The sequence below is a fragment of the uncultured Algibacter sp. genome, from assembly GCF_905480415.1.
Classification (GTDB): Bacteria; Bacteroidota; Bacteroidia; order Flavobacteriales; family Flavobacteriaceae; genus Algibacter_B.
On the sequence record NZ_CAJQQI010000143.1, the window covers coordinates 1 to 11,468 of the forward strand.

Here is an 11,468-nt window from a genome sequence, read left to right on the forward strand (position 1 = left end):
TAGTGTCGCTTTTTTCGCCTCTTCTAAAGCTTTGACTTCATTTCGTTTTTCAGTACTGGATAAAGAGTCTATTGAAAATGAATGCAATATTGGATTCAGTAGGTATAAACTCCCCCTGTTTTCACCTGTTAGTTGATGGAGCACCTCGACTAATAAGGTTTTATTATGATTAAAATCCAATTGTTTCGCTGTTAATTGTTGTTGTGCTAACTCAATTTTTTTGCGACCAATAGGAGTTGCCAAACCATTTTCAATGGCTTTTTTTACGTAGTATTCTTGCTCATCTAAGTATGTTTCAGAAGTATTTAGAACACGTTTAGAGGCATATACCAACGCCAGTTTATCGTAAGCCTCAATTATTTTTAAGGCTATTTTTTCCTTTTCGGCAATCCCAACATAATTTAACGACGCTTCTTTATGTTTGCTGGCTTTAATGGCATTGGTAGCTTCAAGTCCGCTAAAGAGCACCCAGTCTAAATCTACTGATGATTTTAAGATATTTTTGTCTTGTAGATTAGTGATTTCTGTTAAAGGAATATTTTCAGGAAAAGGATCATTAAAAGGAATGCCAACGGCTTCTTTGATGAGCAATTTTTGGGTTGCAATTAATAAATTTTGCGTGTCATCGTCGAAAGTTAAGTCATCATTCAATCGCATGTAATTCGCATTGAAAGTCAATTTGGGCAGAAAAACAGCCTTCGCCAATTTTTGATCAATTTTTGACTGTTCAGTATTAAAACTTAGAATATTGACGGTATGACTTTTTTTCAATCCTTTGCTTATCAGATCCTTTAGATCTGGATTCAATTGTTGAGCCATAGAGACCCATGGAACGAAGCATGTAAAAACAATTAAAAGGATATTTAGTCTTGATGTGTTTTTGTGCATTGCAAATGATTTTAATATTGCAATGCAAATATCATAACGATCTCATAATTTTCATTTGACCTATATCAAAAAGTGAAGATTAATTTCATTTAAACCTCATTTCTTCTAATGCGACTGAGAGTTTCCTGGGTCATCCCAAGGAAAGAGGCAATTTGGCTTAAGGGGACACGATGTGCTATATTTGGAAATTCAGAGATCATATAATCATAGCGTTCTCTAGCAGTATGAAATTGAATAGCATTTAATTTATAAATGATTTTTGTAAACATTTCTAAGGATAATAATCTAATAAATTTTTCCATTTTGTGGTATTTGACTAATAATAAGTCCATGTTTTCATAGGATATACTATACAGAACTGAATCTTCTAAAACCTCTAAATAATATAAACTAGGGCTTTGATTAAAGTAACTATCCACACTGGCCATAAATTTACCAGCTCCAGAGAACCATTGCGTTACTTCCTTTCCATCTTCTTTAAGATAATAACTTCTGCCTAACCCCTGTTCTATAAAATATAATTTATTGCAAACCTGACCTTCTTTAATTAAGACCTGATTTTTTTGGACGTTTTCTTTTTCAAAACAAGGGAGTATGTCATTTAGTTCATCGTGAGAGAATGGCACAAATGTTATGAGGAAGTCGGTAATATTCATGAAATATTAATTTGTAAGTACATATCAGTTTTATTGATACGGTGCTGTATTAAGGACATATATCAGTGGATATGCGAATTTATATTTTTAAAATCAAAAGATCAATATGTAATATAATATATACAAAAAAGTTATAAACAAAGGAGATGAAAATATTTAAAGTTATTTCTATTGATAGGAGAATATTATTAAAGAATGTCATTTTAAATCTTATAAATGATCTGATTTCTCAATCGTGCCTCATTTAAAAATGACAATCGTTAATCCAAAAACTTACTTTTTAATTCAAGCGTAGGAACCATACAAGATTCTTTTCTGCCATACCATTTGTAACGATTTTTAGCAATAAAATCGTAAACCCAATTGCGTATAAAGTTTGGAACAATTAGAAATATAGCCAATAAATTTATTGGAAACCTCAATTGCCACGCTACTTTTAAAGCTGCAGTAGATTTATATTGAATGCCTTTTTCAGGAGTATATAAAAGAATAGAATCTATTTTAGAAGTATCAATATTGTAGTGCTCAATAATGTTTTGCCCAATATTACTTTGTAATGCTGTAAATAAAAACAAATTGTTTTTATCATGTCTTATAGCATATTGCACCGAAGAATTGCAGAGGTTGCAAACACCATCAAACAGTATTAATTTTTTATTAGCGGGTACTCCAAAATTCATGATGTAAAGATAGCACTATAATATTGTATTCTTAAAAGTTAGGAATGAACAACTCTTGGAACTAGTAGTTATTTTTTTACGGACTCAACCAGTACTAATTGGTCTAAGCTAACATTGGTTGTAAACATCCCGTAATTAACAACCGCTTTGTTTTTTTCAATTTTGTCAATAGTGCCAACAGCTCTGCCATCTTCCATTCTAACACGATCGCCAATTCTAATAATTTCTTTTGGTTTAGGTTGTTCAATAGCTTTTTGTTTAGCTATTTTTTTATTTTTGCGAATAACGTCTACTTTCTTTTTGGCTTCTTGTTTAACTTGCTGCACTTTAGCTTTTATGGACTTCTTTTGCTTAGCTGATACCTTTTCACGTTTAGAGTTCTCAATCTGAACAACTTTAAAAAGTTCTCCCATTAATGCTTTCTTTTGCTTGTTATCAAAGTATTTTTCAGCAATATCATTTACTTTTTGACCTAAGTAAATTAAACGTTGATTACTATCATATAATTCTTGATAGCTCTCAAGTTTTTTCTGAATTTTCACATTTATCCCTTCGAGCTTATCAGCCTCTTCAAGTTTTTTCTTTTCATTTTCTTTTAATGATTGACCTGTTTTTTCAAGTCTAGAGCGTTCTTTTTGAAGTTTAGCAATAGTAGCATCAAAACGTACTTTACTACGCTCAATTTTCTTTTTAGCACGATTAATTAAACTGTATGGAATGCCATTTTTCTGAGCGACTTCAAATGTAAAGCTACTTCCAGCTTGACCGATAACTAGTTTATAAAGTGGTTCTAGTGAGCGCTCATCAAATAGCATGTTCGCGTTTAACATAAATGGTAACTCGTTTGCTAATATTTTTAAGTTCGAGTAATGTGTTGTAATAATTCCATAAGCTTCACGATGGTAAAACTCTTCCAAAAATGTTTCAGCTAAAGCACCACCTAGTTCAGGGTCACTTCCCGTTCCAAATTCATCAATTAGAAAGAGTGTGTTTTTGTTACACTTCTTCAAGAAATAATTCATCTGTTTTAAGCGATAACTATAGGTGCTTAAATGATTTTCAATAGATTGATTATCTCCAATATCGCTCAAAATTCTATCGAATAGAAATACTTTACTACGTTCATGTACAGGAATAAGCATACCGCTTTGAATCATAACTTGTAATAAGCCAACTGTTTTAAGCGTGATGCTTTTACCGCCAGCATTAGGACCAGAAATAACAATAATCCGGCTGTCTTGTTTTAATTCGATACTTTGCGGAAACGTCTTTTCTTTCTTCTCTAAGTTATTTAAATAGAGTAGTGGATGGTAAGCATCTCGCAAATACATGCTTTTATCTTCTGAAAATTCAGGAAGAATCGCATTCATAGATTTCGCGTATTTTGCTTTCGCCGAAATGACATCTATATTAATTAAAAAAGTTTGATAATCTTGTAATAATGTTAAAAACGGGCGCATAAAATCCGTTACATCTTTTAATATTCGAACAACTTCTTCACCTTCTTCGTACTCTAAATTATTAAGTTCTCTGCTGTATTGTAAAGTGGTTTCTGGTTCTATGTATACAATGCTGCCGGTTTTACTACCGCCCATTATAGCACCCTTGACTTTACGCCTGTACATCGCTTTTACAGCTAATACACGTTTGTTTTCTACTACAGATTCTCGAATATCATCTAAATATTCAAGATTATGATAGGTGCTTAAAGCACTGCCAAAACTTGAGTTTATTTTTCCTTTTATCTTGTTTATTGATTGTCGTAAATCAAAAAGTAAATTAGAGGCGTTGTCTTTTATATCCCCAAATCGGTCAACAATACCATCAACTTTTTCAATTAGAATTTTAGTCACTTCAATATGTGATGCAAACTGATTTAAATTTGGGTAATACTCTTCAAATTTGTTTAAAAAGGTTATTAGAGCATTCACGGTAATAGACATCCCTACTATTTTCTTTAAACCATGAACCTCTAAATAAGTGTTTTCAATATTAAGGAGTTGTATCTCTTTAGTAATCGTGTCGAATCCATGATTAGGTATTCGATTATCGTTATAAAGTGATGATACATACTCATTAGTTATCTGTAGAGCAACCAGCAATTTTTCATATGTTTTATAAGGCGAAATCTGCAAAGCCTTTTCATTTCCAAGAGGAGTAACACAGAGTTCGCTAACTTGTTGTAAAACCGTTTGAAATTCTAAATCTTGTAATGTTTTTTCGTGGATGTGTATCATTCCTAAGTATAGACTCTAAAAATAAAGAAACGCAAAGTTAAACAATCTATGCGAGATGATTTTTATGTGAGATAGCTTCTTAATAGTATATTAATTAACACTTTAGAAGAATTGTTTAGAAAAAAGATGCCTGTTGTCGTTTCAATTTCTGCATAAATGCATTGGGTAATCTATCAAATTGCAATCCGATATTAAAAGTTTAATCAAAAATTTGGGTGCGCTTTTAGCCGTGAATGGTTTCAGATTTGCCATAATTTTGTATCACTTCAGCTTCAAAATCTATAAGTTCTTGCCAGCGTTTATCAACATCAATATCCTGTCCGTATTTACGAGCAAACCCAATAAAAATAGTATAGTGCCCTGCTTCGCTAATCATTAAATCATGGTAGAATTTAGAAAGTTCGGGGTCTTTAATTTCCTTTGAAAGTAGCTTAAAACGTTCGCAACTTCTTGCTTCTATCATGGCCGAAAACAATAATCTATCTACCATAGATTGTAGTCTACTCCCACCTTTATTCATAAACTTGTAAAGCTCATTCACATAGCTGTCTTTGCGCTCTCTGCCGAGTTTATAACCGCGTTCTTTTATGATGTCATGAACCATTTGAAAGTGTTCTAATTCTTCTTTAGCTAATTCGAGTAAATCAGTAACTAAATCGGTGTATTCAGAATTAAGCGTGATAATGGTTATAGCATTAGTGGCAGCTTTTTGCTCACACCAGGCATGGTCGGTTAATATTTCTTCAATATTAGACTCTACGATGTTTACCCAGCGCGGGTCTGTTGCTAATTTTAAACCAAGCATATTTTTTCGTTTTTGTAAAAGTAGTTATAAGATTGAAGCAGAAAAAGACTAACTAATATAATTCCAGATATTTTTATACTTACCAAGTTGTTTGTAGGTGTGAAGAAACACTTGGTTTTCTGAAAGCGTTAGCGAAGGGTCAATTTTTAAAATAGATTTAGCATGATGTCTAGCCAATTGTAAAATATCATTGTCCTTAATAATATCAGCAATTTTTAAGTTTAAAACGCCACTTTGCTGTGTGCCCATAATATCTCCAGGACCACGCAAACGTAAATCAACTTCAGCAATTTCAAAACCATCATTGGTTCCTACCATAGTCTCTAAACGGGTTTTGCTATTACTACTTAGTTTGTGACTCGTCATTAAAATGCAATAACTCTGTTCTGCACCTCGACCAACACGACCACGTAATTGGTGTAATTGCGATAATCCAAAACGTTCTGCACTTTCAACAATCATTACCGAAGCATTAGGTACGTTTACACCTACCTCAATAACCGTTGTTGCTACCATTATTTGAGTTTCACCTTTAATAAACCGTTGCATCTCGTATTCTTTGTCAGCTGGTTTCATTTTTCCGTGGACTATTGACGTTTGGTATTTAGGCATTGGGAAATCTCTAGAGATGCTTTCATAGCCATCCATCAAATCTTTATAATCCATTTTTTCGTTTTCTTGAATTAATGGATATACTATATAAATTTGTCTCCCTTTATCAATTTCATCACGAATAAATCGAAATACTTTTAATCGATTTTTATCAAATCTATGAACCGTTTTTATAGCCTTTCTTCCAGGGGGTAATTCGTCAATAATTGAAATGTCTAAATCACCATAAACAGACATGGCTAAAGTTCTAGGAATTGGTGTAGCAGTCATTACTAAAACATGCGGGGGAGATGTATTTTTGTGCCACAATTTACTTCTTTGGGCAACTCCAAATCGATGCTGTTCGTCAATTACAGCGAGTCCTAAATTTTTGAATTTCACTTTATCTTCAAGTAGGGCATGCGTGCCAATTAATAGGTGTAATTCGCCATTTTCTAAAGCTTCGTGAATTATTCTTCTTTCTGAAGTTTTAGTTGAACCAGTCAATAGTTTAATATTGATATTCAATTTGTTACACCATTCTTGTAATCCATTAAAGTGTTGGACTGACAAAATTTCAGTCGGCGCCATTAGGCATGCTTGAAAATCATTGTCAAGTGCCATGAGTATTGACATGAATGCAACTATGGTCTTTCCAGAACCTACATCACCTTGTAAAAGCCGGTTCATTTGTGCATTACTCCCTAAATCAGCTCGAACCTCTTTTAAAACTCGTTTCTGTGCATTGGTTAATTCGAAAGGTAAATGGTCTTTGAAGAATGAATTAAAATGGGTTCCAACTTGGTCAAAAGGAAAGCCTTTAATTTTTGACTTATGAATTAAATTTTTGATAATTAATTGCAGTTGGATATAGAATAATTCTTCAAATTTTAATCGGAATTGAGCTCTAGAAAGAAGGTCTTGAGTCTTCGGAAAATGCACATTAAAAAGTGCTGAATCTTTGTTAATTAATTTTAATTCTGAACGCAAATTATCTGATAGTGTTTCGGTAAATCTCCCTTTAGTTTCAATAAAAAGCTGTTGCATGATTTTACTCATCATTCGATTTGTGATACCTCTATTTGATAATTTTTCTGTGGAAGGGTAAACGGGTTGCATCGCAGAACGCATATTTTGTTCATGCTCATCAAGTAATTCTAGTTCAGGATGTGCCATACTGAATTTACCACTGAACCAATTGGTTTTCCCAAAAGCGACATAGGTCGTGTTTAACTTTAAATTTTCTCTAATCCACTTTTGTCCTCGAAACCAAACGAGCTCCATGGTGCCAGTATCGTCTTGAAATGTGCCAACTAATCGTTTTCCTCGCTTTTGAGCAACTTCTTTAAACCCTGTTATCTTTCCAATTACTTGCACATCGGCATTGTTGCGTTGTAATTGGTTGATTTTATAATATTGTGTTCTGTCTATGTATCTGTTTGGAAATAAGTTGATTAAATCCTGATAGGTATGTACACCTAACTCCTTACGCAGCAAATCGGCACGATTTGGACCAACACCTTTTAAATAATCTATGGGGGTTTGAAGGTTAACAGACATATAAGCGAATTTAAGGAAATCAATTAAAATTATGTCTTATTAAATTCTTAATATCAAGTCGAATTTGAGATATTTTTATAGGTATAACTGTTTTCTTTTTAAAATATATTGAAAAAATTAAATAATAGACTGTATTTCTATTTCAATGGTTAAATTTGGTATTCTTAAAATATAATTTAAAGGATATTGATTGATGAGAAAACTCAACGAATTTATTTGGGAAACACATGGCATTCATGCAGGTACTGAGCAAGATCATGTAAAACATGGTATTGATAAATTAGAAGATATTGTTGATAAAGCTATTGAAGCTGGTAACCCAAGTATAACCTTTATAATACATTCACCTCGATTAACAAACTTTCGCTATACCGCTGAAAGAGATACGAATGTGAAGTTTATTAGAGGGAATAAATCGTATTTAAATTATCCAAAACGTATTGCTAATCTTCGTGAAAAATATGAAGGACAAATCAATATCAAGTATGGTATTGAGCTAGAATGGATGGGACCTGATTTAGGTTTACAATGGAGTAGGTCAAAGATATTTCAAGCTGAAGATGCTGATTATGTGATTGGTTCTGTGCATTTTGCACCTGAAGGTTTACCCTATGATGGTTCAAAAGAAGAAGCTTTTGAATTGTTGAAATTAAGAGGGAGTTTGGAAGCGTATTGGGATGGATATTTCAATGAAATGATTCAAATGATAGAATGTTTTGGAGATATGATTCAGATTATCGGACATATTGATTTACCAAAATTGAATGTTGATATGCCCGAAGCTTTGGTGAATTTTGAAACGAGTTCTCATCCATTGGCTAATAAATTTAGAACGCTTTTAGAGCTTATAGCCGATAGAAACTTATCTTTAGATGTAAATATGGCTGGAAAGTTTAAGGGTGTTGGAGTGTACCCAGTTCAAAGTATTTTAAGACGAGCAAACGAACTTGAAATCCCTGTTTGTGTAGGTACAGATACCCATCATGTGCGTTACTACGGATTAAACTACAAGGAAAGCTTAGAATATATTCAAGAAGCCGGTTACGAAAGTTATGTGAGCTATTCAAAATTAATCCCAGAGAATCGCACGATTTATGATGACCACGATTTAAAAGTAAAATATACTGTTTTAAATAAAGGCATTGAGTTATTAAATCAAAGACTGGATGATAATCAAAGACGAATTATTCCTGATTATTCTTTTGGTGGTTCGTTTTCTGAATTTGTAGATATATATAGAAGTGCCACTGGTATGGGTGATTATAACGCAATTAGAATTCGTAAATGGGGTAAATCAATAACGGTAACAAACGAAATTCCTAAAAACAGCCAAAGAATAGTTAATGGTTTGTTTTCTGAACATTTAGATGAACCTGGAGTGATTTCTTCATTGTTTAACACCTTAGCTTCTGAAGGAATTAATGTAGAAACAGCACGTCTAAAAACAAATAATGATGGTACAGCAGTTGCGTTTTTATCAATAGATAATAAAAATGGAAAAGTGCAGAGCGCTATCGATTTTATTAACGGTACGGATACGGGCCTTTTTAAAGATTTAACCTATCAAGAAAATGCTGTTTTGCCAAATTATTATAGAGCAGGCGTGTATTTGCTTGAGGTGGATGGCGTAGGTTTAAACTTGGCTTTAAGTGATAAAGTTATTTTAACAAAACATCATAATGCACCTGGAGTCCTGCTCATATTGTTGTCTGCCTTGGGTTCAAAGCACATAAATATTAAAGATTTGCGTTTAGGTAAATTGAATGATGTTGGATATTCTGCTTTGGCCATTGATGGCGATAGTAACGTGATTAGAAATCTGTTGTCAAAACTAGGCGATCAATATTATGAGGCTAATTTAATTGAGTTTCATAGTTTTTAATGCCTTTTTTGTGATTTTGGGTTAATCTTTGATATATTTAAAATCATGAATCGATTATTCGTTACTTTATGTTTTTGTGTAAATTTTTTATGGGGTCAACAAACCGATTCTGTTGACTTTAAAAAAGTAGAATCTGTCATCCTTTTTAATCAAATTAACGTCGATAGTACTGTTTTTAATTCTTATCAAGTCAAGTTTAGTATTTTAAAGAACATCGATTCTGTCTATTTAGACGCTATCAATATGCGATTTCTAAATGTTGCATTAAATGAAAAGCCAATAACGTATAAGAATGATGGTAAAAAGCTTATCATCTATAACAAGTTTGAAGCTTCAACTGATTATACGCTAAACTTTCTCTTTTTTGCATCACCAAAAAAAGCCATGTACTTTGTGGGATGGGATAATGGGTCGAAAAAGCAAATATGGACTCAGGGACAAGGGAAATATACAAGTCATTGGCTTCCATCCATAGACGATATGAATGAAAAAATAGAGTTTGATTTGTCGTTCGTTGCTCCTAAAGATTATCAGGTTATTTCTAATGGTAAAATGCTTTCTAAAAGAGAAACACCGACTTATAATTTATGGGAATTTGATATGCAAAACCCAATGTCTAGCTATTTAGTGGCTTTGGTTATAGGAAAATATGATAAAAAAGTAGAATATTCAAAAAGTGGCATTCCTTTGGAAATGTATTATTATCCAGAAGATTCGTTAAAATTTGAGCCAACCTATCGTTATACTCGGGAGATGTTTGATTTTCTTGAGGAAGAAATAGGGGTGTCATATCCTTGGCAAAATTATAAGCAAGTTCCTGTTAAAGACTTTTTGTATGCTGGTATGGAAAATACAAGTGCAACGATTTTTTCGGATAGTTTTGTAATCGATTCTATAGCATTTGTGGATAAAAACTATGTAAATGTTAATGCACATGAATTGGCTCATCAATGGTTCGGAGATTTGGTTACTGAGTCATCTGGAATCCACCATTGGTTGCAAGAAGGTTTTGCCACCTATTACGCCTTGTTGGCAGAACGCGATATTTTTGGAGATGAATATTACTATTGGAGATTATATGAATATTCTCAAGAATTATTAGAGCAAGATGAAGCAGGCCAAAGCACATCGCTGTTAGATCCAAAATCTAGTAGTACTACGTTTTATAAAAAAGGAGCTTGGGTCTTACATATGTTAAGAGAAAAAGTAGGGAATAGGGCTTTTAAGATTGCAGTAAAAAATTATTTAGAAAAGTATCAGTTTGGTAATGTTGAAACAAATGATTTTATAAATGAAATCGAAATGGCGAGTGGAAAAAATTTGATAGAATTTGTTAATAATTGGCTGGTATCTAAAGAAATATATTATGACGAAATGATTGCTGATATATCAAAGAAATCTTTAATAGTTAGTCATGTATTATTTATGGATTGTGAAAAATTAAACTGTGAGCAAATTATTGAAAGAAGAAATACAGATTATAGAATTAAAATATCACTTATAAATCAAATTAATTATCCAATTAAACCTAAAACATTTAAAACTAAAAATGTTAAATTTAGAAACTATTTAGCCAATAATTTACCTGAAATTCCATCAGAATTACAAGATACCTATGAAACACTACTCTATGATAAGTCATATACAACTATTGAAACTGCTTTGTTCAATTTATGGCAAAACTTTCCGAAGGAGCGACATAAGTATTTAGATAAAATTAACGGTATTCATGGGTTTAGTGATAAGAATGTTAGAACACTTTGGTTAACTTTAGCTCTAATTACTGAAGACTATCAATTAAAACAAAGAAAACAATATTTTAAAGAATTAACAGACTATACAAGCCCTGAATACGGTTTTGAGATTCGTCAAAATGCGTTTCAATATTTAAACCAAATTCAAGCTTGTGAAGAGGATTGTATAGATAACTTAAAACAAGCTATTACACATCATAACTGGCGATTTAGGAAGTTCGCAAAGTCTTTATTGATTGATAATTAAATTATACTTAATTACAATATAAAAAAAATGAAAGCATTAGTAATTTCTGGAGGAGGCAGTAAAGGCGCATACGCTGGTGGTGTGGCTGAGTATTTGATTAAGAAAGAGGGTAGAGATTACGATCTATATTTGGGTACTTCAACTGGTAGTCTGCTCATACCTCATTTA

Annotated in this window: 9 protein-coding genes; 3 read left to right on the top strand and 6 right to left on the bottom strand. The window is 32.4% G+C overall.

What is annotated here, in order from left to right:
• The 6 genes from QZ260_RS09670 to recG all read right to left on the bottom strand — a co-directional run.
• Positions 1 to 888, bottom strand: an 888-nt coding sequence (locus QZ260_RS09670; protein WP_295985547.1) for a TolC family protein, incomplete at its 3' end; no start/stop codon positions are given.
• A gap of 89 nt (positions 889 to 977) precedes the next feature.
• A complete protein-coding gene (locus QZ260_RS09675; RefSeq protein ID WP_295985550.1) occupies positions 978 to 1,544 on the bottom strand; it encodes a Crp/Fnr family transcriptional regulator in 567 nt (188 codons plus the stop codon).
• A gap of 260 nt (positions 1,545 to 1,804) precedes the next feature.
• On the bottom strand, positions 1,805 to 2,224 hold the full coding sequence (locus tag QZ260_RS09680; RefSeq protein ID WP_295985552.1) for a DCC1-like thiol-disulfide oxidoreductase family protein: 420 nt from the start codon (positions 2,222 to 2,224) through the stop codon (positions 1,805 to 1,807).
• A 68-nt stretch (positions 2,225 to 2,292) separates the two neighbouring features.
• A complete protein-coding gene (locus QZ260_RS09685; protein WP_295985555.1) occupies positions 2,293 to 4,461 on the bottom strand; it encodes a DNA mismatch repair protein MutS in 2,169 nt (722 codons plus the stop codon).
• 223 nt (positions 4,462 to 4,684) lie between these two features.
• The gene (locus QZ260_RS09690; protein ID WP_295985559.1) at positions 4,685 to 5,266 is read right to left on the bottom strand and encodes a tRNA-(ms[2]io[6]A)-hydroxylase; all 582 of its coding nucleotides are present in this window, start codon (positions 5,264 to 5,266) and stop codon (positions 4,685 to 4,687) included.
• A 48-nt stretch (positions 5,267 to 5,314) separates the two neighbouring features.
• The gene (gene recG / locus QZ260_RS09695) at positions 5,315 to 7,417 is read right to left on the bottom strand and encodes an ATP-dependent DNA helicase RecG (protein WP_295985562.1); all 2,103 of its coding nucleotides are present in this window, start codon (positions 7,415 to 7,417) and stop codon (positions 5,315 to 5,317) included.
• Between the two features lie 193 nt (positions 7,418 to 7,610).
• On the opposite strand from recG, the gene QZ260_RS09700 reads away from it, so the two are divergent.
• The 3 genes from QZ260_RS09700 to QZ260_RS09710 all read left to right on the top strand — a co-directional run.
• Positions 7,611 to 9,299 (top strand): histidinol-phosphatase HisJ family protein, encoded by a 1,689-nt coding sequence (locus tag QZ260_RS09700; RefSeq protein ID WP_295985565.1) that lies wholly within the window; start codon positions 7,611 to 7,613, stop codon positions 9,297 to 9,299.
• A 45-nt stretch (positions 9,300 to 9,344) separates the two neighbouring features.
• Complete coding sequence (locus QZ260_RS09705) at positions 9,345 to 11,300, top strand: M1 family metallopeptidase (RefSeq protein WP_295985567.1); 1,956 nt, start codon at positions 9,345 to 9,347, stop codon at positions 11,298 to 11,300.
• 27 nt (positions 11,301 to 11,327) lie between these two features.
• On the top strand, positions 11,328 to 11,468 hold a 141-nt coding region (locus QZ260_RS09710), incomplete at its 3' end, for a patatin-like phospholipase family protein (protein WP_295985568.1).